Origin of the sequence: Paraburkholderia caffeinilytica, from assembly GCF_051027425.1 — a bacterium.
Taxonomy (GTDB): Bacteria; Pseudomonadota; Gammaproteobacteria; order Burkholderiales; family Burkholderiaceae; genus Paraburkholderia; species Paraburkholderia caffeinilytica_A.
Map to the genome: position 1 here is coordinate 1,312,802 of NZ_CP186553.1, position 21,968 is coordinate 1,334,769.

The window sequence follows — 21,968 nt, forward strand, 5'->3', positions numbered from 1 at the left end:
TTAATCAACGATACCGGGAGCTTCTCATGACTATCCTTCCTCTTTCCCGTCGCCGTGTGGCGATTGCAGCGCTAGCCGTTATCGTCGTGGCCGGGCTGGGCACGTTCGGCGCGATTCGCGTCGACGCGAGCTCGCCGGCCGCGCCGACCATCGTGCCGGAGGTCGATGTTGCCACGGTGGTGCAAAAGACCATCACCGACTGGCAAAGCTATTCGGGCCGCCTCGAAGCAGTCGAAAAAGTGGACGTCCGTTCGCAAGTGCCGGGCACGATCGTGTCCGTCAACTTCAAGGACGGTGCGCTCGTGAAGAAGGGCGATACGCTGTTCGTGATCGATCCGCGTCCGTATGCAGCCGAAGTCGATCGCGCGGAAGCACAGCTCGCGGCGGCGCAAGCGCGTACGGGCTACACGCAAAGCGATTGGGAACGCGCGCAACGCCTGATCGTCGACAACGCAATCGCCAAGCGCGACTACGACGAGAAGCAGAACGCCGCGCGCGAAGCGAGCGCCAACCTGAAGGCCGCGCAAGCCGCCGTCGAAACCGCGCGCATCAATCTCGGCTACACGAAGATCGTGGCGCCGGTGGCGGGCCGCGTCTCACGTGCGGAAATCACGGTGGGCAACGTAGTGGCCGCGGGCGCGAGCTCGGCGCCGCTGACCACGCTGGTGTCGGTTTCGCCGATCTACGCATCGTTCGACGTCGACGAACAAACCTACCTGCAATACCTGAGCCGCGCGAAAGACGGCCGCAAGGTGCCGGTGGATCTGGGTCTCGCGGATGAAAGCGGCTACTCGCGCAGCGGCACGATCGAATCCGTCGACAACCGGCTGGATACGTCGTCCGGCACGATTCGGGTGCGCGCGCGTTTCGATAACCAGGATGGTGCATTGATCCCGGGTCTGTATGCGCGCGTGAAGGTTGGCGGCAGCGAACCGCATCCGGCACTGCTGATCGACGATGCAGCGGTGGGCACCGATCAGGACAAGAAGTTCGTGCTGGTGGTCGACGAGAAGAATCACGTCGTGTATCGCGAGATCTCGGTGGGCAACATGCAGGGCAACCTGCGCGTCGTCAAGGGCGGTTTGCAGGCCACCGACCGGATCGTCGTGAACGGTATCCAGCGTGTGCGCCCAGGCGATGCAGTGCGTGCTCACATGGTGCCGATGACCGCCGATCAGGATCCGAACAGCGCGCCGCTCGCACAGACGCGAGCGAAAGCAGCGGACAAGAATTCGTGAGCCTTCGTGCGCCGCGCTTAATTCGCTACCTTGCGTAGCCATATTCAGCAGCCGTAGCGGCGCATGCTCCAACGTTAAGAGCTTCCCATGAATATATCCAAATTCTTCATCGATCGACCGATCTTTGCCGGCGTGCTATCGGTATTGATCCTGCTGGGCGGCATCATTGCGCTCTTCAAGCTGCCGATTTCGGAGTACCCGGAAGTCGTGCCGCCTTCGGTGGTGGTGCACGCGCAATACCCGGGCGCCAATCCGAAAGTGATCGCGGAGGCCGTTGCGGCGCCGCTCGAAGAGCAGATCAACGGCGTCGAGAACATGCTGTATATGCAGTCGCAAGCCAATAGCGACGGCAATCTCACGCTGACGGTGACCTTCAAGCTCGGCACCAATCCGGACCTTGCGACGCAGCTGGTGCAGAACCGCGTCAACCAGGCGCTGCCGCGCCTGCCGGAAGACGTGCAGCGCCTCGGCATCACGACCATCAAGAGTTCGCCCACGCTGACCATGGTGGTCCACCTGATCTCGCCGAACAATCGCTATGACATGACGTATCTGCGCAACTACGCGCTGCTCAACGTCAAGGACCGGCTCGCGCGGATTCAGGGCGTAGGCGAAGTGCAGTTGTGGGGTTCGGGCGACTACGCGATGCGCGTCTGGCTCGATCCGCAGAAAGTCGCACAGCGCGGTTTGACGGCGACCGAAGTGGTCAACGCGATCCGTGAGCAGAACATTCAGGTGGCAGCCGGTGTGATCGGCGCATCGCCTTCGGTGCCGGGCACGCAATTGCAGTTGTCGGTGAATGCGCGTGGCCGTTTGAAGACTGAGGGCGAATTCGGCGACATCATCGTCAAAACCGCGCCGGATGGCGGCGTGACGTACCTGCGCGATATCGCACGTATCGAACTCGCGGCGTCGGAATACGGCCTGCGTTCGCTGCTCGATAACAAGCCTGCGGTGGCGCTCGCTATCAATCAGGCGCCGGGTGCGAACTCGCTGGCGATTTCCGATCAGGTTCGTGCGGCAATGAAGGAACTGGCGGAAGACATGCCGGCGGGCGTCGAATACAAGATCGTCTATGACCCGACGCAGTTCGTGCGCTCGAGTATCGAGGCGGTGATTCACACCCTGCTCGAAGCGATCGCGCTGGTGGTGATCGTGGTGATCGTGTTCCTGCAGACGTGGCGTGCCTCGATCATTCCGCTGATTGCGGTACCGGTATCGATTGTCGGTACGTTCTCATTGCTGCTTGCATTCGGCTTCTCGATCAATGCGTTGTCATTGTTCGGGATGGTGCTGGCCATCGGGATCGTGGTGGACGATGCGATCGTGGTGGTGGAGAACGTCGAACGGAATATCGAAAGCGGGCTCAGTGCGCGTGATGCCACTTATAAGGCCATGCAGGAAGTGAGTGGGCCGATTATCGCTATCGCGCTGACGCTGGTCGCCGTGTTCGTGCCGCTCGCTTTCATGACCGGCTTGACGGGCCAGTTCTACAAGCAGTTCGCGATGACCATCGCGATCTCGACGGTGATCTCGGCATTCAACTCGCTGACGTTGTCGCCGGCTTTGTCCGCGCTGCTGTTGCGCAGCCATGGTGCGAAGGAAGACTTCCTGACGCGTGTGATGAATCGTGTGCTGGGCCGCTTTTTCAAGGGCTTCAACAAGGTGTTCCATCGCGGCTCGACGGAGTATGGCCGCGGCGTGAAGGGCGTGCTGCGCCGTAAGGGTGCGATGCTCGCGGTGTACGCCATCTTGCTGGGTGCGACGGTGCTGATCGCGCGCGTCGTGCCGGGCGGTTTCGTGCCGGCGCAGGACAAGGAATATCTGATTGCATTCGCGCAGTTGCCGAACGGTGCGTCGCTGGATCGCACGGAAAAAGTGATTCGCGATATGAGCGCGATTGCGCTCAAGCAGCCGGGCGTGGAAAGCGCGGTGGCGTTCCCGGGTTTGTCGGTGAACGGCTTCACCAATAGTTCGAGCGCGGGCATCGTGTTCGTTACGCTGAAGCCTTTCAAGGAGCGTGGCAACAAGAAGCTCTCGGCCGGTGCAATTGCCGGTGCGTTGAACCAGCAGTACGGTGCGATCAAGGATTCGTTCGTGGCCGTGTTTCCGCCGCCTCCGGTGCTGGGTCTGGGCACCCTCGGCGGCTTCAAGATGCAGCTGGAGGATCACGGCGCGGTGGGTTACGCGGAGTTGAACAAGGCTGCGGAAGCGTTCGTGAAGAAAGCGGCGCAAACGCCTGAACTTGGACCGACGTTCTCGAGCTATCAGATCAACGTGCCGCAACTGAACGTCGACCTGGACCGCGTGAAAGCCAAGCAACTCGGCGTGCCGGTCACGGACGTGTTCAACACGATGCAGATCTATCTGGGTTCGCTGTATGTGAACGACTTCAACCGCTTTGGCCGCGTGTATCAGGTGCGGGTGCAGGCGGACGCACCGTTCCGTCAACGTGCCGACGACATCCTGCAACTGAAGACGCGCAATGCTGCAGGCGATATGGTGCCGCTGTCGTCCCTGGTGACGGTGACGCCTACGTATGGTCCGGAAATGGTGGTGCGTTACAACGGCTATACGGCTGCCGACATCAACGGTGGACCGGCGCCGGGCTTCTCATCGGGTCAGGCGCAAGCCGCGGCGGAACGCGTGGCGGCGGAAACCTTGCCGCATGGCGTGAAGCTCGAATGGACCGACCTGACGTATCAGCAGATCATCGCCGGCAATGCGGGTTTGTGGGTGTTCCCGATCAGCGTGCTGCTCGTGTTCCTCGTGCTGGCCGCGTTGTATGAAAGCCTGACGCTGCCGCTCGCGGTGATCCTGATCGTGCCGATGAGCGTGCTGTCCGCGCTGACCGGCGTGTGGCTCACGGGTGGCGACAACAACATCTTCACGCAGATCGGTTTGATGGTGCTGGTGGGGCTGTCGGCGAAGAACGCGATTCTGATCGTCGAATTCGCTCGCGAGCTGGAGCATGACGGGCGTACGCCGCTGGCGGCGGCCATCGAGGCGAGCCGCATGCGTCTGCGACCGATTCTGATGACGTCGATCGCTTTCATCATGGGCGTGGTGCCGCTGGTGCTTTCGAGCGGCGCCGGTTCGGAGATGCGTCACGCGATGGGTATCGCGGTGTTCTTCGGCATGCTCGGCGTGACGTTGTTCGGCCTGATGCTGACCCCTGTGTTCTATGTGGTGCTGCGTACGTTAGCAGGCGGGACGATTCACGTCGCGCAGAAAGACGCGCCGCACCTTGGGGCGCCGGTGACGGACGCCTGAGGAGAAAACAATAATGAAACGATTTGATTCTTTAGGTGGGTGGGGCCGGGCGGCTGCCAGCGGTTTGCTGGTTGCGTTGCTCGCCGCCTGCTCCGTGGAGCCCACGTATAAGCGGCCGGAGGTGGATACGCCGGTCGCGTTCAAGGAAACGCCTGCTGCTGCGTCGGGGGCGTCGGCTGTTCCCGGCGCGTCTGCTGCATCGGCTCAGGATACCGGCACGTGGAAGCAGGCCCAACCTTCCGACGACGCGCATCGCGGCGAATGGTGGACGATTTTCGGCGATCCCCAACTCAACGCGCTGGAAGAGCAGGCTGCTGCTGCGAACCAGGATCTGAAGGCGGCTGCCGCGCGTGTGCAACAGGCGCGTGCGGTGACGCAGGCGGCGAAGTCGGACTGGTTCCCGAAGTTCGACGCGGGCTTTGGTCCGACGCGTGAACGGGCGTCGGCGGCCTCGCAATTCCAGCCGGATAGCGCAGGCGGTACGACGGGCACGATCTGGCGCGCACAGGTGGGGGCGTCGTATGAAACCGATCTGTTCGGACGGGTCGGGTCGAATGTGAATGCGACGCGTGCGGATGAGCAGCAAAGTGAAGCGCTGTTCCGGTCGGTTCAGTTGTCGTTGCAGGCTGATGTCGCGCAGAACTACTTCCAGTTGCGCGAGCTCGATACGGATCAGGATCTGTATCGCCGTACCGTGGCGTTGCGCGAGGATACGCTGAAGCTGGTCGAGCGGCGTTTCAAGGAAGGCGATATCGGCGAGCTGGATGTTTCGCGTTCCCGCAACGAACTGGCGAGCGCGCGGGCCGATGCGGTTGGCGTGGCGCGTCAGCGCGCGGCCTCCGAGCATAGTCTCGCGATTCTGCTCGGCAAGCCGCCGGCGGATTTCTCGTTTGCGGAGGCGCCGCTCGTGCCGGTGACGGTGCGTGTGCCGCCGGGTCTGCCTTCGGCGCTGCTCGAACGCCGGCCGGATATTTCGGCGGCGGAGCGGGCGATGATGGCGGCAAATGCGCGAGTGGGTTTGGCCAAGTCGGCATTCTTCCCGAAGCTCGATATCACGGGCGCGTTTGGGTATGAGTCGGCGACGCTCGGCGATCTGTTCATGTGGTCGAGCCGCGCGTTCATTCTCGGGCCGTTCGCCGGTACCGCGTTGACGTTGCCTCTGTTCGACGGCGGCCGCCGCAAGGCAAATCTCGCGCAAGCTCGTGGAAAGTATGACGAGGACGTGGCGCAATATCGCCAGCAGGTGCTGGTGGCGTTCCGTGAGGTCGAGGACAACCTGGCCGATCTGCGGTTGCTCGACGATCAGATGCGTGAGCAGAACGATGCGGTCGTGGCTTCGCAACGGGCGGCGCATCTGTCGCGCACGCAGTACACGGAAGGCGCGGTCAGCTATCTGGACGTGATCGACGGCGAGCGGCAGGTGCTGACTTCGCAACTGCAGGCGAGTCACCTGTCGGGCACGCAAGCGGTGGCGACGGTGAATCTGATTCGCGCGCTGGGCGGTGGCTGGGGCGATGCGAAGCCTGCGGGCAACGAAGCGGTGGGGGCGGTTGCGCCGGCTTCGGGTCCGGTTGCTGCGTCTGCTTCGGCTTCAGCTTCTGTGTCGGCGGAGCAGGTGGCGAAGCGCTAGGGTTGGCTGTTTAGCGAGTTGGCTGGCGAAGAACGCCGGGTTGCGCGTAAGCGTGGCCCGGCGTTTTTCTATGTTGCCGCCGTTGGCGAACAGATCTTATCGACGGCGTTTACCTAATCGCACCAAATCTGGCATCAGTTGCCCCGTTGATATGTCTTCCGCAAGTTTAAAAGCCGGGCGTTGAATCTCTACTTCTTGCTCGCTGAGATCACATGACATTGCGAATAATGTGCGCCACGACGTATGCACAGTGTCGGCCATGGCGCGCAATGTGTTCCACGCTTCCTCTATCTCGTACGAAAATGCCGGTGCGTCGACGACCAGGTTTTCTGGTGTGGCAATGCGACTTCCCTGGCGGTTTAATGCCATCGCCTGATCTTCCCGCCGACGCGGTATCGCCACGATGTCATAGGCCGGCGACAATGCCCATGAACCGGAGCGGTAAAGCAGCCCATGATTGCGTGGATGATCGTCATAATTGCCGACCAGCGCATTGAACGCCATACGCCGCCACAGTTCACGCTGCTGATCGACGTAGCCTTGATTTCGATCGGCGCACCAGCGCCGCAACTCATGCGAAAACTTCACATACGAACGATCTGGATCCTCCCGAGTCGAGTCGCGGCGTAACCGCAGCACGGTTGCAGCGCTCGCGAACAATGAACGTTGGACACCGTCCGCCACCACGTTGCGGTCAAATCTTTTAACCAGCACGATCTCGTGCTGACCGACTCTGCTGTAATGTACCTGGGCCGCGTCAATGCCACATTGCGCGGCCAATGTCATCGCTACGAATTCACGCGCCGGAAGGAAGGGTGCCGCGCCGCGCTCCTGTAGCTTGGCAATCCACCATTCTGTCGAAGCGTAGCTTTGCCGCGTGATGGTCAGTTTGGGTTTTTCCCCACCAAGGCTAGTGCCGTCATCCATCCCGGACAGTTGTTCAACGACGCGACGTACTGAGAACCCGGGCTCCGCATCCGCGAGTTGCAATTTCAATTCATCTTCGGATGGCGGCCGGTATGCGATCTTTCGATCGATCATTTCGGGCAGGCAGACTTCGATTGCCCCAACGCCATCTCCTACCGCAAGGTCCATCCGGTCGACTTCGTCGAGATCCTGTCCGGCGTGTTTCGCGAGCAACATATCCAGACCGAATCCCTCAGGTGCTGCATCACGCAATACGCCGAAAATGCCGTTCATCAGCGTTGTGGTTGCAGGCTTTGTCGAGCGGGAGAACGGTAGATTGCCAGGATCGATGGGTAGGGCATCCGCGCGCGCCCTATATTCCGGAAGATAGGCAAAGTGCCCGATTCCCGGCGACCATTCGAAGGTGCCGCAGACGACGGGTGCAACGTCTCCGGGAAGCCAGATCCACACGGGCCTTTTTTTTTCAGCCATGGGATCCTCGCACGCGTTTTGGCAGGCGACTCAGTGCTTCCTTCTGAATCACCGGGTCATCTTCGGGGCGCGCTGCTTGTCGAAGCATGTCCAGAGAATCCAGCAGCCATAGCGCCATTACCACTTGCCCGAATGCGACAGAAGGCCGGCCTTTCTCAAGATTGACCACCGTGTTTACGCTGACGCCCATCTTCGAGGCAAGATCGGCCTGGGTCCAGGACCGGGCTCGACGCGCGAGTGCGATCTTGCTTCCCAACGCGACGATGACTTCTTCGGCTTCGAACGGCAGCATGTCGAGCAGCTGAGATTTTTTCACAATAAAATCAAATTTAAACCATGAAATTTTGATTTTATACATATTTTTTGTGTTTTCAAGTCTTGTTGGCGATCCTGTCTTCCCCAAATCGTTTTTCCCGCTTTCCTTCCCAAAATCCGTTCGTAGACCGCCGCTTTCCCGCCGTCTATCATGATTCGCACCTCATCTGGAGAGAGGCGATGACCTGTCCGACCTGCCGCTGTTCGCGCTGATGTCCTCGCGCGCTCCATGACTGCTGCGCGCCGGTTAAACCGCGCGTAACAGATTTCCGTTGCCCGACTGATTCCGGCACGCCCGCATGCCGTGGGATCGGCTCGCCTCGAAATACACCACGTCCCAACCCTAACGAGCTCACCATGCGCATCTCTCTTTCTACCGTGTGGCGTTTTTTCCGCGCGCCGACGCTCACGTTTGTTAGTGCGCTCGGTTTTGTACTGGCGTTGCCGGCGATGCACGCAGTCGCGGCAGACACGCCCACGCTGAAAATCGGCATTGCCACCAGCCCGCAAATCGAGGCGCTCAAAGTGGCCGCGCGCGAGGCGAAGGAGCAAGGGCTCGATGTGAAGATCATCGAGTTCACCGACTGGAATACACCGAACGCGGCACTCGCCAACAAAGATATCGACGTCAACTATTTCCAGCACATTCCGTTTCTCGAGAACGCGAAGAAGCAGGGCGGCTATAACTTCGTTGCAATCGCACCGGGCACGATCATGAAGATCGGTCTGTACTCGAAAAAGATCAAACGTTTCGACGAGTTGAAAGATGGCGCCACCGTTGCTATCGCGAACGATCCGGTCAATGGTGGACGCGGTCTGTTGCTGCTGCAACGCGCCGGTCTCATCAAGCTGACGCCGGGCGTCGACTATCGCGCCACGACACTCGACATCATCGACAACCCGAAGCATTTGAAGATCGTTCAGTTGGAGGCGTCGCAATTGGCCCGCTCGCTCGATGACGTCGATCTCGCGCAAGGCTATCCGAGCTTCATCAAGCTCGCGGGCACCACCGATCCGAATAGCGCGTTGCTGTTCGATGGCGTGGAAAACAAGAACTATGCGATCCAATGGGTGGTGCGTCCGGAAAGTGCCAACGATCCGCGTATCCGCAAGTTCATCTCGATCTATCAACATTCGCCCGCTGTGCGTGCCGCGCTCGACAAAGCCTTCGGCAATCTTTATGCCGTCGCCTGGTGAGTCACGTAGCCAGGTTACGCAACTCAGTTACGTAACTGAGTCGAGTAACTCGGCCGCGTAACTAAGCCACGTAACTAAGCCAGGCAGCCAGCAACGTTGCAACCAGCAAGGAGAGCCGCACGATGGCGAAGAAAAAGATCCTGTTGAACGCGTTCAATATGAATGCGGTCGGCCATATCAATCATGGTCTGTGGACACACCCGCGCGACCGTTCCGCGCATTACACCGACCTCGACTACTGGACGAGCCTCGCGCAAACGCTCGAGCGCGGCAAGTTCGATGGGATTTTTCTCGCGGATATCGTCGGTGTGTACGACGTTTATCAGGGTGGCCCTGAAACGCCGTTGCGCGAATCGGTGCAGATTCCGATCAACGATCCGTCGCTGATCGTGCCGGCGATGGCGCACGTGACGAAGCATATCGGATTCGGCGTCACGTCGAATCTGACTTATGAGCCGCCTTATCTGTTCGCACGCCGCATGTCGACGCTGGATCATCTGACCAAGGGCCGGGTGGGCTGGAACATCGTCACCGGCTATCTGGACAGCGCGGCGCGCGGTATGGGTCTCGCACAGCAGATCAGCCATGACGACCGCTACGACCGCGCCGACGATTACATGGACGTGGTCTACAAGCTATGGGAGCAAAGCTGGGAAGATGATGCAGTGGTGCGCGATCGCGCAACGCGCATCTTTTCGCATCCTGACAAGGTGCATCGCGTGAAACACGACGGTCCGTACTATTCGATCGACGCCATTCATTTGAGCGAGCCGTCGCCGCAACGTACGCCGGTTCTGTATCAGGCAGGCTCGTCGAGCCGCGGCGTCGATTTCGCGGCACGTCATGCGGAATGCGTGTTTGTCGGCGGGCAGAACAAGCAGCTTACGCGCTCCATTGTCGACGACATTCGAGCACGGGCGGTGAGCTTTGGCCGCGCGCCCGACGATATCAAGATCTTTGCCGGCATTACCGTTGTAGTCGGTGAAACAGAACGCGCCGCGCAGGAGAAATTCGAAGAATACCGGCGTTATGCGAGTGCCGAGGGTGGTATCGCGCACTTCTCCAGTTCGACCGGGATCGATTTCTCACAGTACGAACTGGACGAACCGATTTCGTATGTGAAGACCGAATCGATGCAATCGGCAGTCGAAGCGATTTCGAAGAAGAGCGTGAGCGGTGTGTGGACCAAACGCAAGGTACTCGAACAGATGACGCTCGGCGGTCGCGCTAAGCCTGTAGTCGGATCGCCGCAGCAGATCGCGGATGAACTGGAGTCGTGGATCGAGGAGGCAGGCGTCGACGGATTCAATCTGACGCGTACTGTCATGCCCGAATCGTTCGAAGACTTCGTCGATCTGGTGGTGCCGGAATTGCAGAATCGCGGTGTCTACAAGGAAGACTACGATCCGGCGCCGACGCTGCGCGAAAAGCTGTTCGGTGGCGGTCGCGCGCGATTGCCGGCGGTGCATGCCGGCGCGCAGCATCGGCGTAATACACCAATTGCGCAAACCGGTGCGCGATCCACCGTGGAAGCATAGGGGAGCGAAGCCATGGCCAATCTGTTCGACGTGCCGCAGTTCATCGAAGACGCACCGTCCCTCGCCTTGAATCGTGTTGCAGCCGATACCGCGCAAGACGCCGTCGTGTTCGACGATGTAGGCAAGGTGTTCGCCAACACGCGCGGTGTCTCGACTGCTGCACTTGCGAATGTCACGCTGAAGGTAACGCGCGGCGAAGTGTTCGGCATTATCGGCCGTAGCGGCGCGGGAAAGTCGACGCTGCTGCGGCTTGTCAACGGTCTGGAAAAGCCGAGTTCCGGCACCGTGCGCGTGAATGGCGTGAGTGTCGGCGAACTCGACGAACGCGGACTGGTCACGCTGCGGCGACGCATCGGCATGGTGTTCCAGCATTTCAATCTGCTCTCGGCAAAGACGGTGCGCGAAAACATTGCGTTGCCGCTAAAAATCGCGGGTGCGCCTAAAGCGGCGATCGACAAAAAGGTCGACGCCCTGCTCGAACTGGTCGGTCTGTCGGCTAAGCGCGACGCCTATCCGGCAAGTTTGTCCGGCGGCCAGAAGCAGCGCGTGGGGATCGCGCGTGCCCTCGTGACCGACCCGGACATTCTGCTGTGCGACGAGGCGACGTCCGCACTCGATCCTGAAACGACGCAGGCCATTCTGGCGTTGCTGCGCGATATCAATCAGCGGCTCAATCTGACCATCGTGCTGATTACGCATGAGATGCAGGTTATTCGCGAAGTCTGCGATACGGTGGCGGTGATCGAGCGCGGCGAAGTGGTGGAAACAGGGCCCGTGTGGCGCGTATTCGGCGACCCGCAGCATGATGCGACGCGCGCGTTGCTGCGTACCTTGGTGCATGACCTGCCTGCGGATCTTGCCGCGCGAGTGAAACCGTTGCATGAGATCGAGCAGGCGGATGCACAGATTCTGCTCGACGTGAGCTTCACCGGCAGCGATGCACGTGAACCCGACCTCGGCGCGTTGACGTCGGCATTGAGCATTGACGGCGGCCGGGTGAGTTTCGTGCATGGCGGCATCGACCGGATTCAGGGGCATGCGCAAGGACGCCTGGTCGTGTCGGCAGAGGTGCGTGGAAATGTGGACGGCACGGTGCAGACGCAGATCGCGACGCTGCTCGAGCGCGCGCGTCACCATGCCAATCATGTCGAGGTGCTCGGCTATGTCTGATCTCTGGCTCTCGGAACTCGCCGATGCCATTCGCGACACGATCGTCATGGTCGGCGTATCCGCTTTCGTGGCGGCGTTGATCGGTATTCCGCTCGCACTGGTGCTAGTCACCACTACGCGCGGCGGCATCTTTGAAAAACGTGTGGTGAACAGCACGCTCGGCGCGCTCGTCAATGCGTTCCGCTCCACGCCATTTATCATTTTGCTGGTCGCGCTGCTGCCACTCACGCGTTTGCTGATCGGCACCACGATCGGCGTATGGGCGGCAATCGTGCCGCTCAGCATCGCGGCGATTCCTTTTTTTGCACGTGTGGCGGAAGTGAGCTTGCGCGAAGTGGATCGCGGTTTGATCGAAGCCGCGCAGGCAATGGGCGCACAGCGCCGGCATATCATCTGGCATGTGCTGCTGCCGGAAGCGCTGCCGGGCATTCTCGGCGGTTTTACGATCACCGTGGTGGCGATGATCGGCTCCTCGGCAATGGCGGGCGCGGTCGGCGCCGGTGGTCTCGGCGATCTGGCGATCCGCTACGGCTATCAGCGTTTCGATACCACCGTGATGGTGACGGTGATCGTGTTGCTGATCGTGATCGTGACGGCGGTGCAGTTCGTCGGCGACCGCTTCGTGCGACGGCTTGCGCAACGTGCATGATCGTCGCCATTCCCCCGTTATTTGCATGACGAATACGGGCACACGTTCCACGTTTTCAGCGCCGACGTCACCGTCTATCATGCTATCTACGACGATGTGCGCGGCGCGACTCCCGCTCACCCTGATCAAATGCAAGCCGGCCGCGCATTTAGGCCGCGTGTTGCTTGCCGAACCTCTTCACGTGGAAACAGCATGAACGAACCTCGTCATCCTGAGGCGTTGCGAACCGATGCGGCGCCGGCGGTGCGCGATCTGGCCGGCTTGCTCGACGCGCTGCGTGCCAGCGCGGCCCAGCGCGATCGCGATGGCGGCCACGCCGCCCAGGAAAAACAATGGATCGCCGACGCGGGCCTCCTGACGCTCGCCGTGCCGCGTGAATTCGGCGGTCCCGGTGCTCGCTGGCCTGAAATCTACGAGACGATCCGCAAGATCGCGCGAGTCGACAGTGCGCTCGCGCATCTGCTGGGCTTCACTTGCCTGCAGGTGGTCAGCGTCAATGTGTGGGGCAATCCGCAACAATGCGCGCGCTATCTGGGCGGCACCGTGGAAGGGCGCTGGTGGTGGGGCAATGCGGTCAATCCGCTCGACACGCGACTCGTTGCGAGCGCAACCGGCGACGGCGGCTATCGCCTCGACGGGCAGAAGGGATTTTGCTCGGGCACGCGCGGCTCGCACATGATGACGGTTTCCGGGCACGATCCGGTTACCGGCAAAGCGGTGTTCGCGGTGGTGCCGACCACGCGTGAAGGCATTACCGTTCACGAGGACTGGAATCCGATCGGTCAGCGGCAAACCGATAGCGGCAGCGTCTCTTTTGCACAGGTCAAGGTCGAACCGCATGAGGTGCTGGAGCGGGCCGACACGCCATACGCGAGTTTGCGCACACTGATCTCGCAGCAGGTGCTGATCAATCTGTTCGTCGGCATCGCGCAGGGCGCGCTTGAAGAGGCACGCGCGTACGTCACGCAGTACGGCAAGCCGTGGATTTCTTCCGGTGTCGATAAAGCCACCGACGATCCCTATCTGATCCAGCGTTTCGGCGAGATGCGCCTGCAGGCGGTGAGCGCGGAGGCGCTGGCAACGCGAGCTGCCTGCGCACTCGAAGACGCGTGGCAACAGGGCCCTGCTCTGGATGCCGAAACCCGTGCACACGTGGCGCTCGCCACCTCGGAGGCGAAAATCGTCGCGCACCGCGCCGCACTCGACGTCAGCGAAAAACTGTTCGACGCCTGCGGTGCGCGCGCCACGCACGCGCCGCTTGCGCTCGACCGCTTCTGGCGCAATGCTCGCGTGCATACGCTGCATGATCCGCTCGACTATCGTGTGCGCGATGTCGGCCGTTATGCACTCAGTGGGACATTGCCGGAGGTTTCTTTGTACACTTGAGGCGGTTCGCGGCGGCCTGCACGAGGCGCCGCGGTTTATCCCCTTCAAGAGACCACCGGATTGCAGTTCAAATTACCGACCACCGCAACTGCGCCGTTTTGCCCATCCGAGGTGCAAGGCACGGTCGCCATCACCCAAGGCGCGCCGTTCTGGAAAAAAATCCTGCAATTCGCAGGACCTGGGCTGCTGATTTCGATCGGCTACATGGACCCAGGCAACTGGGCCACCGATATCGAAGCGGGCTCACGTTACGGCTACAGCCTGTTGTTCGTCGTGATGCTGTCGAGTCTTGCCGCGATGGCGCTGCAATGCCTGAGCATGCGGCTCGGCATTGCCACCGGGCGGGACCTCGCGGAATTGTCGAGACTGCGTTATTCACCGGGTGTCGCGCGTTTTCAGTGGCTGCTCGCTGAACTGTCGATCGTGGCCTGCGACCTGGCGGAAGTGCTCGGCGGCGCGCTGGCTTTCCATCTGCTCTTCAAATGTTCGCTGACCACCGGCGTGTTGCTGACCGCGTTCGATACGCTGATCGTGCTCGGCCTGAAGGGCAAGAATTTCCGCGATCTCGAAGCGATCATGCTGGGGTTGATCGCGACGATCGGCGTCGGCTACATCATCGAGTTGGCGCTGGTGAAGCCACACTGGCCGTCGGTCGCGCAAGGGTTGATTCCTTCGTGGCAGGCACTCAGCAGCCGCGAGCCGATGTATCTGGCGATCGGCATTCTCGGTGCGACCGTGATGCCGCATAACCTCTATCTGCATTCGTCGATCGTGCAGACCCGCGCGGTCAAGCGCGACCCGGCCAGCATCCGGTCGGCGATCGGCATGTCGCGCATCGATACGATCGTCTCGCTGGTGATTGCGCTGCTGATCAACATGGCGATCCTGATTCTCGCGGCCGCCGCGTTCCATGCAACTGGCCACAACCAGGTCACTGAAATCGAAGACGCGTACAAGCTGTTGGCGCCGATCGTCGGCACTGGCTTTGCGGCGGTGCTGTTCGCGATCACGCTGCTGGCGTCGGGACAAAGTTCGACTTTCACCGGCACGGTGGCGGGGCAGGTCATCATGGAAGGTTTCCTGAAGCTGAAAATTCCGTGCTGGCAGCGGCGCTTCATCACGCGGGCGCTCGCCTTGATTCCGGCGCTGATCGGCGTGCAGATGATGGGCAACGGCGCAGTCGGCAAACTGCTGGTCGCAAGCCAGGTTGTGTTGAGCCTGCAACTACCGTTCGCGCTTTATCCGCTGATCCGCATGACCGACGATCGCTCGTTGATGGGCGAATTCGCCAACAAACTGCCGACACGGCTCCTCGCCTGGGCGCTGTTCGTGGTGATCAGCGCGGCGAATCTTTGGCTGGTGGTGCAGACGGTGGGGTTGGTGGATTGAAGAGCGGGTAGGTGGTGGCGGGGTAGCGCTGGGTGGCGTGTTTCTGTGGACAATGTTGCCTGTGTTGCCTGCTGCCTTTCCAGTTCCCAGTTCCCAGTTCCCAGTGCGAAGGGCGAAAGCGAACGCCATAAAAAAAGGTCCGCGCAATGGCGGACCTTTTACTGGGTGCTTCGGTTCGAATCAGGCTGGACCGGCCTTCATCGAGTCAACTCAACTCAAGCGGCTTGTGCAATCTGCGCTGCTTCGAGTGCTTCCTGGCGAGCGGCAGCGGCCTTCTTGGTCTTGCCGGCACGCGACGGCGGCTGGCAGGCGCCGCACACCACGTTGTGTTGCAAGTCGTGCTTGTGTGCGACGAACTTGCCCGTGCAACGGCAGCACTTGGTCAACTGCAGGATGTCGGCGTCGAAGAAACGCACCAGCGTCCATGCGCGCGTCAGATCCAGCACCGGTTCCGCCTCGCTGTGCTGGCAATGTTCCAGATACAGCCGATACCCTTTGGTCAGCGCATCCAGATGCGAGCAACGCGCTTCATTCTTCAGGAACAGGTACGTGTTGTAGAACAACGACGCGTGGATGTTCGCCAGCCACGTCATGTACCAGTCCGCCGAGAACGGCAGCATGCCCTTGGGCGGCGATACACCTTTGACCTCGCGGTACAGGCGGATCATGCGGTCGCGCGAAAGCGTCAACTCGCTTTCGAGCACCTGCATGCGCGCGCCGAGTTCGATCAGCGCGATGGCACGGAATACTTCTTGTGCGTCTTCCGTCAGGCTACGCTTGAGCATCGCGGTCACCTCAATTAAGCAAACTGCTCAGCAGGCTGGCCTGCAAGCAGGATCGCCGCGTGAGTCGGTGCAACGGTTGCGTGCTTCGTCGTTTGCGTCAACGCCGACAACATCGAGTGGTCGTTGAAGCGGAAAAAGCATAAAAGCTGATCGGAAGCGGCCAGCTTGACGATCTGCGCGAGCGACAGCCCGGCAAGCAAATCAGCCAGTTCCGACGACAGTCCCAGTCGGAACATGCCGACCGGTTTGTCCTCACGCAACATACGTTGCGCGAGCATGATGTAAGACAAGTTGATCTCGCGGATTGAATCCAGCGTCTCGCTGCTACGGTCCATTTTCTGTGTTTCCGAAGCCCCGAATTACTATGTCGGCTTTTTTTGCCGTTATGTCTTTTGTGCCTCGCCGGAAACGATGACCTCCGGCTACATGTCACCACCTGATACAGATGGCGACTTTTTGATACATCGCGTTACATTTCGTAACAGCTTGGGACGAATTGTATGAAGGGTAAAACAAGAAATCAATCCCTTCTCAAAAAAATATCTCAAAAAGATACATCAAATTTCGGTAACTCTTTCACAGTCCTGTAATAGACGATGCTTCGTAGATTTTTGGCGAGCCACGGATTCGATTGGGTCCATGAAAACCCTTGTGTAGCGGGCACCTTGGTTATTTGTCTGAGCAAAACCGTACGCGTGGCCGCGCGCCGGAAAATCAGGTCTAAGTCGGAAAGGAAATAGAAAGCGAGGCCAATTAAAAGTAATAAATACCGCTTATTGGCGTTGCTATGGGGACAAACCAGAGACGTAACAAATGGATGCGGCCCCAGTTACAAACGTGGCCGCATTTGTAACTTCTAGCAACCGTTTGCGCGGATCCGTTCGACCTCGAGGCCGAACGCCGGGCGCAGGCGGGTGCCGAGCACGTTGCCGGCGAAAGCGGCAACCAGCCACAGCCAGCCGTGCAAGCTGCCTGACACGATGCCGCTGAAATAGGCGCCGATGTTACAACCATAGGCCAGACGGGCGCCGTAGCCGAGCATCAGGCCGCCGGCCACCGCCGCGATCAGTGAGCGGGCCGGCACTTTCCAGACCGGTGCGTAACGGCCGGCGAGCGCGGCGGCCGTCATGGCGCCGAGGATGATGCCGATGTCCATCACTGTGGTGATGTCGTGTGTAACGGGTGCCGCTAGCGCGCCGGCGTTGGCATGAGCCGCCCAATACGGCCAATTGGCGACGTCGATACCCAACGCTGCAAATAGCTTGGGGCCCCACAACGCGAACGCCGACGTCACGCCCCATGGGCGGCCGGACAGCGCCAGCGTCGCGAAATTGAGCAAGGCCAGCGCGATTGCGCCGACGAACAACGGCCACGGGCCATGCAGCCATGGCGACGCATGCGAGGGGCGCAACGGCTCGTCAACCAGCCGGCCATGGCGGCGCCGCTCGACCAGGACAGTGAGCGCGGCGATCGCAGCGAAAACGACCAGATTCAGCACGATGGCCCAGCCCGCACCGAACTCGGTCACCATCGAAAGCGGTTTGAGTGAGGGCAGCGCGGTCCAGAACGGCATGTGCGCGGTCGCGACAACCGAGCCGATGACGAACGCCATCAGCGTGACGATCATGCGCGTGCTGCCGCCGCCCACGGTGTACAGCGTGCCGGACGCGCAGCCGCCACCCAGTTGCATGCCGACGCCGAACATAAAGGCGCCGACCAGCACGGACGTGCCTGCCGGTGCGACCAGGCCAGCCACGGGCCGGCCGAACAGCGTGCCTGCGGCGAGCGCCGGAAAGAACAGCAACACGCCGAGTCCCAGCATCAGCATCTGTGCGCGCAGACCGGCGCCGCGGCCATCGGCGATAAAGACCCGCCACGCGGAGGTAAAGCCGAATGCCGCGTGATAGAGCGACATGCCCAGCAGTGTCCCGACAATGTAGAGCGCCGCCTGACGGCCGCTGACGGTCTGCGCCAGATAGACGGCGCCCAGCGCGATCAGGACGAGCGCCACGCCTAGCGGTTTCGGATTGATGTCGAAACGGCGCGGTAAGCGTGGGAGGGAAGTAGAGAGATCGGACATGGTGTCTGATTGGCGAACGGCAAATCGAAGAGAGCCCGAGGGGCGGACGAGCCGTTTCGGGGTTGGTGCTGCGGGAAGGTGACGAAAAAAGATAGCACGGATCGCGCGCTGAAGCAGGGCGGCTGAAGGTGGTGCGATGCTCGATAGCCGTTACATGAAACGCGCCATCAGATCGGCGTCGTGAAACACTCCACCAACGTTCAACGCACCGACCTCACAGCCATATTTGCGAAAGCCAACCGACTCATAGAGCCTGCGCGCCGCCTCATTCCGGCTACCCACCATCAACTGGATTTGCCGTAGGCCTTCTATCCGTGCCGCTCGCGCCAGCAACTCATCGAGCAGGGCGCGCCCGACTCCGCGGCCCGCCGCTTCCGGCGCGACATACATGCCGATGACGGCGGCCTTGTGCCGTTCCTTGTCGCGCTGGTTGCGCAGCAATCCGACCACACCGATCAAGGGCGTATCGGCCGATGCATAGGCGCCGAGCAAAAAGTCGCCTTCGGCCGTGCGCGCGCCCTGCAACATCGCGTCATGTTGCGCCGCGCCCTTGGCCACCGCTTCCTCGTAGCTTTGACCGAACGACTCCGGATGTGCCTTCAGTCCACGCAGGCGAAGCTGAAAGTAGGCGTCGCGGTCGGACGGCCCGAGTTGGCGGACCAGTAGGGCGTTGTTGATCAAATGCGTTTCTCCGTGTCGGCAAATGCGCGCAAGGCCGCCGCGGTTTGTTGATCGGCGGGAAAGAATGCCTCGATGGCAAGTTCCGACAGTGTCACATCCACCGGCGTGCCGAATACCGTGGTTGTGCTGAAGAACGACAGCTCGCCAATCGGTGTGCGCAGCCGCAGCGGTACGGCGACCTGATTGCCCGCGGTGTCGTCGTGATCGGCTATCTCCGCGCCAGGCGGAGCGGGATATGCGGCCAGCTCGTCGCGCAATGCGCTCAACGTGTCGTCACCGCTCACCTCAATTTGCCGTTGCAGTCGGGACAGCGCATGTGCGCGCCATGCATGCCAATTGACGATCGACGCCGCGATACCTTCCGGATGCAAGCTTAGTCGCATCGCATTGACCGGCGGTTTCAGAAGTTCCGGACTTGCGCCTGCAAGCAGCGGCGCAAGTGCATTGTTCGCCGCAACGATGGTCCAGTGACGGTCGATCGCGAGTGCTGGATACGGCTCATGGCCTTTGAGCACCAACTCGACAGCCTCGCGCGCGGCGGCCAGTTGCGGGTCTGTCAAAGGACGTTCGCGGAACAGCGGCGCATAGCCCGCCGCGATCAGTAGTGCATTGCGCGCACGCAGTGGCACGTCGAGCCGCTCGGCGAGATGCATGACCATTTCACGGCTGGGCACCGCGCGGCCTGATTCGACAAAGCTCAGATGCCGCGTTGAAATATCGGCTTCGGCTGCGAGCAACAGCTGGCTCATTCTTCGCCGCTGCCGCCATTCGCGCAGCAGATCGCCGACTGTACGGCTTGCGGTCGGCCTGTTCGACGGGATGGTTTGCGCAAGAGAAAGTGTGTTCATGCTGCCGATGATAGCCAAAGCGCGTTAGTGATCCATTACCTCACAGGTAATGGAATACCCGGGAATACCCAGAAATGCCCGAGAAAACGTAGGAGCACACACGAAGACGCAGCGCATTAAGCGCATTGCCGCAAGCAACAACATGGCAAGCGTGAATCAGGCGGGCGCCACACCTTCCGGCACGGCGTTGAGCTTGACACCCAGCGCGCGCAGCAGTTTGAACACCGTATCCATGCGCGGTTTGGAGCCGGGAGCGAGCGTTTTATAGAGGCTTTCGCGCCCAAGCCCGGCGTCGGCCGCGACCTTTGCGATACCGCGTGCTTTCGCAATGTCGGCGATCGCGGCGAGGAGGAGGTCGGCGTCACCTTCTTCGAGCGCTGCGTTGAGATATTCGGCGATCATTTCCTCGCTATCGAGGTAGTGCGATGCGTCGAATCGTGCGGTTTTGACTTTACTCATGACAGTTCCTTTCTGATTTCTGCCCACATTGATTTCGCATGCCTGATGTCGGCCTGCTGCGTGGATTTATCGCCACCGCAGAGCAGCAGGTACACCACGCTCCCTTCGCGCGCGAAGTAGACCCGATAACCGGGACCGCAATCGATGCGCATCTCGAACACACCGTCTTCCAGCAGCTTGACGTCGCCGAAATGACCACGTTCGGCACGCCGGACCCGCACCAGGATTTTTGCCCTCGCTCTTAAGTCTGCGAGGCCGGCAAGCCAACTGTCGAATGCCTCGGTGCGGTTGAGCGTGTACACAGGCGGTGAGCCGATTTGTCGATGAGTGTATCCTTGTGGATACGATCTTGCAAGTGAAAAAACCATATTAAAAAAGCGGCTCGTGTCCGCACCCGTTCAGTTCGTCACACGCCACGCGCCAATGCTGCGCGGCCCCCATTTGCGGCATGAGGTTAGCGGCTGACGCGGCCCATGACGATTCGGCCGAACGGCCAATCCTGCGCTCAATCAGGTGCGGATCTTCACGTTGGTGTTTCCGGATTTTTACCTCCCAAGTAATCGACGCGCTGCGCTCGAGCCGCCAATCTTCATTCCGAGCCCGCCGCATACAACGTGTCTGCGAGGCGTAGTGCTCAGTGATGCCAATCAAGGAGTCTGAGATGAATGCACATACCGATCTGATCGACCGTTATTTCGACGCATGGAATGAAACCGATGCAGTGCGCCGCCGCGACCTGATTGCCGCGACGTGGGCCAGCGACGCCGACTATCGCGATCCGCTGCTGGCCGGCGCGGGCCATGACGGCATCGACGCGATGATTCGCGCGGTGCACGAACGCTTCCCGCATCACACGTTTCATCGCACGACGGAGGTCGACGGCTTCGCCAACCGGCTGCGCTTTTCGTGGGAACTGACCACGCCGGCCGGCGAGGCGATCGTCAAGGGTTCCGACTTCGGTGTGCTCGACACACACGGTCGGCTGCAGGCGGTGACCGGCTTCCTCGATCAGGTGCCTGCCGCCACTTGACCACTTGCGGGTTTTTCCACGGAGACGATCATGCACGAGTCCGTTGCCGCCACGGCTTCCGGCACAGTCCTCACGTTCACGCGCCTGTCGGGCGTCGTCGACACGCTCTCCAGCGCGGTCGCCGGCTTCGCTCTGCTGGCCGGCCCGCGCGCGTTCACCTTCACCGCGTTGCTGGCCTGGCGCGAGCCGGTGTTGGGTGGCGCGGGTCTCGTGCTGCTCGCGTCGGTTGGATGGTTGCGGTGGCAGTGTCGCCGGAATGCCGCTCGTCGCATTGTGCGGAAAGTGGATTGACGGCGAGCCGCGGGCGATGGATGGCGGACAGCGCACCGTGCGCCGTGGTCTTGCTACAATCGACCACGATATGTTACGAGAACAACCCGTCCGAACCCGGGCGGCTGGCCGCCAATCGGACCTCAAGGAGACACCGTGCTGAAGAATCTGGACCCGCTGCTGAATGCCGACGTGCTGCATGCGCTACGCTCGATGGGACATGGCGACGAACTGGTGATTTGCGACGCCAACTTCCCGGGCGCTTCCGTCGCGCAGGAGACAGTGTTGGGCAAGCTGCTTCGCCTCGATGGCGTGAACGCGCCGCGTGCAATTCGCGCGGTTCTGTCGGTGATGCCGCTGGATACGTTCATCGAACTTCCTGCATCGCGGATGGAAGTGGTCGGCGAGCCGAATACGATTCCGGCCGTTCAGCGCGAAGCGCAGATCGAGATCAATGCGGCGGAGGGGCGCGAAGTGCCGTTTGCGTCGGTTGAGCGTTTCGCGTTCTATGAGCGGGCGCGCAAGGCCTATTGCGTGATCGCCACCGGCGAAGCACGCGGTTATGGCTGCTTCGTGTTGACAAAGGGTGTCCTGCTCGCGCCGGATGCGCCGCAGCAATAGCATCTCACCCT

21 protein-coding genes are annotated in these 21,968 nt (G+C 61.0%); 12 read left to right on the forward strand and 9 right to left on the reverse strand.

Annotated elements, in window-relative coordinates; translation table 11 throughout:
- Nucleotides 1–26: 26 nt before the first annotated feature.
- The 3 genes from ACOSV0_RS26365 to ACOSV0_RS26375 all read left to right on the forward strand — a co-directional run bounded on the left by ACOSV0_RS26365 (nt 27) and on the right by ACOSV0_RS26375 (nt 6,141).
- On the forward strand, nt 27–1,238 hold the full coding sequence (locus ACOSV0_RS26365; protein ID WP_434115074.1) for an efflux RND transporter periplasmic adaptor subunit: 1,212 nt from the start codon (nt 27–29) through the stop codon (nt 1,236–1,238).
- Nucleotides 1,239–1,325: 87 nt separating this feature from the next.
- Nucleotides 1,326–4,511, forward strand: coding sequence for an efflux RND transporter permease subunit (locus ACOSV0_RS26370; RefSeq protein WP_434115076.1), 3,186 nt, complete (start codon nt 1,326–1,328; stop codon nt 4,509–4,511).
- 13 nt (nt 4,512–4,524) lie between these two features.
- On the forward strand, nt 4,525–6,141 hold the full coding sequence (locus tag ACOSV0_RS26375) for an efflux transporter outer membrane subunit (RefSeq protein WP_434115077.1): 1,617 nt from the start codon (nt 4,525–4,527) through the stop codon (nt 6,139–6,141).
- Nucleotides 6,142–6,237: 96 nt separating this feature from the next.
- Here ACOSV0_RS26375 and ACOSV0_RS26380 read toward each other — a convergent pair whose 3' ends face one another.
- Nucleotides 6,238–7,539: a type II toxin-antitoxin system HipA family toxin gene (locus ACOSV0_RS26380; RefSeq protein WP_434115079.1), complete on the reverse strand. Its 1,302-nt coding sequence runs from the start codon at nt 7,537–7,539 to the stop codon at nt 6,238–6,240.
- Nucleotides 7,532–7,897, reverse strand: a complete 366-nt coding sequence (locus tag ACOSV0_RS26385) for a helix-turn-helix domain-containing protein (RefSeq protein ID WP_434115081.1) — start codon at nt 7,895–7,897, stop codon at nt 7,532–7,534. The genes ACOSV0_RS26380 and ACOSV0_RS26385 overlap by 8 nt, the downstream gene beginning before the upstream one ends.
- 314 nt (nt 7,898–8,211) lie before the next feature.
- On the opposite strand from ACOSV0_RS26385, the gene ACOSV0_RS26390 reads away from it, so the two are divergent.
- From ACOSV0_RS26390 to ACOSV0_RS26415, 6 genes are all read left to right on the forward strand, one after another.
- Nucleotides 8,212–9,051 (forward strand): MetQ/NlpA family ABC transporter substrate-binding protein, encoded by an 840-nt coding sequence (locus ACOSV0_RS26390; RefSeq protein ID WP_434115083.1) that lies wholly within the window; start codon nt 8,212–8,214, stop codon nt 9,049–9,051.
- A gap of 122 nt (nt 9,052–9,173) precedes the next feature.
- The gene (locus tag ACOSV0_RS26395; protein ID WP_434115085.1) at nt 9,174–10,589 is read left to right on the forward strand and encodes an LLM class flavin-dependent oxidoreductase; all 1,416 of its coding nucleotides are present in this window, start codon (nt 9,174–9,176) and stop codon (nt 10,587–10,589) included.
- Between the two features lie 12 nt (nt 10,590–10,601).
- Complete coding sequence (locus ACOSV0_RS26400) at nt 10,602–11,759, forward strand: methionine ABC transporter ATP-binding protein (RefSeq protein ID WP_434115087.1); 1,158 nt, start codon at nt 10,602–10,604, stop codon at nt 11,757–11,759.
- A complete protein-coding gene (locus ACOSV0_RS26405) occupies nt 11,752–12,408 on the forward strand; it encodes a methionine ABC transporter permease (RefSeq protein WP_120344862.1) in 657 nt (218 codons plus the stop codon). Before ACOSV0_RS26400 ends, ACOSV0_RS26405 begins: the two co-directional genes overlap by 8 nt.
- Before the next feature lie 192 nt (nt 12,409–12,600).
- A complete protein-coding gene (locus ACOSV0_RS26410) occupies nt 12,601–13,794 on the forward strand; it encodes an acyl-CoA dehydrogenase family protein (RefSeq protein ID WP_434115089.1) in 1,194 nt (397 codons plus the stop codon).
- A 60-nt stretch (nt 13,795–13,854) separates the two neighbouring features.
- Nucleotides 13,855–15,183: an Nramp family divalent metal transporter gene (locus ACOSV0_RS26415; RefSeq protein WP_434115091.1), complete on the forward strand. Its 1,329-nt coding sequence runs from the start codon at nt 13,855–13,857 to the stop codon at nt 15,181–15,183.
- 215 nt (nt 15,184–15,398) lie between these two features.
- Here ACOSV0_RS26415 and flhC read toward each other — a convergent pair whose 3' ends face one another.
- From flhC to ACOSV0_RS26450, 7 genes are all read right to left on the reverse strand, one after another.
- Nucleotides 15,399–15,968, reverse strand: a complete 570-nt coding sequence (gene flhC, locus ACOSV0_RS26420) for a flagellar transcriptional regulator FlhC (protein ID WP_434115092.1) — start codon at nt 15,966–15,968, stop codon at nt 15,399–15,401.
- Between the two features lie 14 nt (nt 15,969–15,982).
- Nucleotides 15,983–16,303, reverse strand: a complete 321-nt coding sequence (gene flhD, locus ACOSV0_RS26425) for a flagellar transcriptional regulator FlhD (protein ID WP_408229570.1) — start codon at nt 16,301–16,303, stop codon at nt 15,983–15,985.
- A 521-nt stretch (nt 16,304–16,824) separates the two neighbouring features.
- Entirely contained in the window at nt 16,825–18,048 is a 1,224-nt protein-coding gene (locus tag ACOSV0_RS26430; protein ID WP_434115094.1) for a YeeE/YedE family protein, read from the reverse strand.
- Between the two features lie 150 nt (nt 18,049–18,198).
- Nucleotides 18,199–18,729, reverse strand: coding sequence for a GNAT family N-acetyltransferase (locus ACOSV0_RS26435; RefSeq protein ID WP_434115096.1), 531 nt, complete (start codon nt 18,727–18,729; stop codon nt 18,199–18,201).
- Entirely contained in the window at nt 18,726–19,577 is an 852-nt protein-coding gene (locus ACOSV0_RS26440) for a helix-turn-helix domain-containing protein (RefSeq protein WP_434115098.1), read from the reverse strand. The genes ACOSV0_RS26435 and ACOSV0_RS26440 overlap by 4 nt, the downstream gene beginning before the upstream one ends.
- A 156-nt stretch (nt 19,578–19,733) precedes the next feature.
- Nucleotides 19,734–20,036: an addiction module antidote protein gene (locus ACOSV0_RS26445; protein ID WP_054039070.1), complete on the reverse strand. Its 303-nt coding sequence runs from the start codon at nt 20,034–20,036 to the stop codon at nt 19,734–19,736.
- Nucleotides 20,033–20,404 carry a type II toxin-antitoxin system RelE/ParE family toxin gene (locus ACOSV0_RS26450; RefSeq protein ID WP_434115100.1) on the reverse strand — a complete coding sequence of 124 codons (372 nt, stop codon included), beginning with the start codon at nt 20,402–20,404 and terminating at the stop codon, nt 20,033–20,035. The genes ACOSV0_RS26445 and ACOSV0_RS26450 overlap by 4 nt, the downstream gene beginning before the upstream one ends.
- Before the next feature lie 293 nt (nt 20,405–20,697).
- Here ACOSV0_RS26450 and ACOSV0_RS26455 point away from each other — a divergent pair, with 293 nt between their 5' ends.
- From ACOSV0_RS26455 to ACOSV0_RS26465, 3 genes are all read left to right on the forward strand, one after another.
- Nucleotides 20,698–21,066 carry a nuclear transport factor 2 family protein gene (locus ACOSV0_RS26455; protein WP_434115102.1) on the forward strand — a complete coding sequence of 123 codons (369 nt, stop codon included), beginning with the start codon at nt 20,698–20,700 and terminating at the stop codon, nt 21,064–21,066.
- Between the two features lie 30 nt (nt 21,067–21,096).
- The gene (locus ACOSV0_RS26460) at nt 21,097–21,357 is read left to right on the forward strand and encodes a hypothetical protein (RefSeq protein WP_434115103.1); all 261 of its coding nucleotides are present in this window, start codon (nt 21,097–21,099) and stop codon (nt 21,355–21,357) included.
- A 135-nt stretch (nt 21,358–21,492) separates the two neighbouring features.
- Entirely contained in the window at nt 21,493–21,957 is a 465-nt protein-coding gene (locus tag ACOSV0_RS26465; protein ID WP_434115105.1) for an RbsD/FucU family protein, read from the forward strand.
- Nucleotides 21,958–21,968 lie beyond the last annotated feature (11 nt).

Bases quoted from the DNA above. Each gene is read 5' to 3' on its own strand.
- ACOSV0_RS26385 (WP_434115081.1), bottom strand. From the start codon at position 7,897: ATGTATAAAATCAAAATTTCATGGTTTAAATTTGATTTTATTGTGAAA.
- ACOSV0_RS26380 (WP_434115079.1), bottom strand. From the start codon at position 7,539: ATGGCTGAAAAAAAAAGGCCCGTGTGGATCTGGCTTCCCGGAGACGTT.
- ACOSV0_RS26400 (WP_434115087.1), top strand. From the start codon at position 10,602: ATGGCCAATCTGTTCGACGTGCCGCAGTTCATCGAAGACGCACCGTCC.
- ACOSV0_RS26390 (WP_434115083.1), top strand. From the start codon at position 8,212: ATGCGCATCTCTCTTTCTACCGTGTGGCGTTTTTTCCGCGCGCCGACG.
- flhC (WP_434115092.1), bottom strand. From the start codon at position 15,968: ATGCTCAAGCGTAGCCTGACGGAAGACGCACAAGAAGTATTCCGTGCC.
- ACOSV0_RS26455 (WP_434115102.1), top strand. From the start codon at position 20,698: ATGAATGCACATACCGATCTGATCGACCGTTATTTCGACGCATGGAAT.
- ACOSV0_RS26395 (WP_434115085.1), top strand. From the start codon at position 9,174: ATGGCGAAGAAAAAGATCCTGTTGAACGCGTTCAATATGAATGCGGTC.
- ACOSV0_RS26440 (WP_434115098.1), bottom strand. From the start codon at position 19,577: ATGAACACACTTTCTCTTGCGCAAACCATCCCGTCGAACAGGCCGACC.
- ACOSV0_RS26370 (WP_434115076.1), top strand. From the start codon at position 1,326: ATGAATATATCCAAATTCTTCATCGATCGACCGATCTTTGCCGGCGTG.
- ACOSV0_RS26445 (WP_054039070.1), bottom strand. From the start codon at position 20,036: ATGAGTAAAGTCAAAACCGCACGATTCGACGCATCGCACTACCTCGAT.
- ACOSV0_RS26410 (WP_434115089.1), top strand. From the start codon at position 12,601: ATGAACGAACCTCGTCATCCTGAGGCGTTGCGAACCGATGCGGCGCCG.
- ACOSV0_RS26430 (WP_434115094.1), bottom strand. From the start codon at position 18,048: ATGTCCGATCTCTCTACTTCCCTCCCACGCTTACCGCGCCGTTTCGAC.
- ACOSV0_RS26375 (WP_434115077.1), top strand. From the start codon at position 4,525: ATGAAACGATTTGATTCTTTAGGTGGGTGGGGCCGGGCGGCTGCCAGC.
- ACOSV0_RS26405 (WP_120344862.1), top strand. From the start codon at position 11,752: ATGTCTGATCTCTGGCTCTCGGAACTCGCCGATGCCATTCGCGACACG.
- ACOSV0_RS26365 (WP_434115074.1), top strand. From the start codon at position 27: ATGACTATCCTTCCTCTTTCCCGTCGCCGTGTGGCGATTGCAGCGCTA.
- ACOSV0_RS26450 (WP_434115100.1), bottom strand. From the start codon at position 20,404: ATGGTTTTTTCACTTGCAAGATCGTATCCACAAGGATACACTCATCGA.
- ACOSV0_RS26460 (WP_434115103.1), top strand. From the start codon at position 21,097: ATGCACGAGTCCGTTGCCGCCACGGCTTCCGGCACAGTCCTCACGTTC.
- flhD (WP_408229570.1), bottom strand. From the start codon at position 16,303: ATGGACCGTAGCAGCGAGACGCTGGATTCAATCCGCGAGATCAACTTG.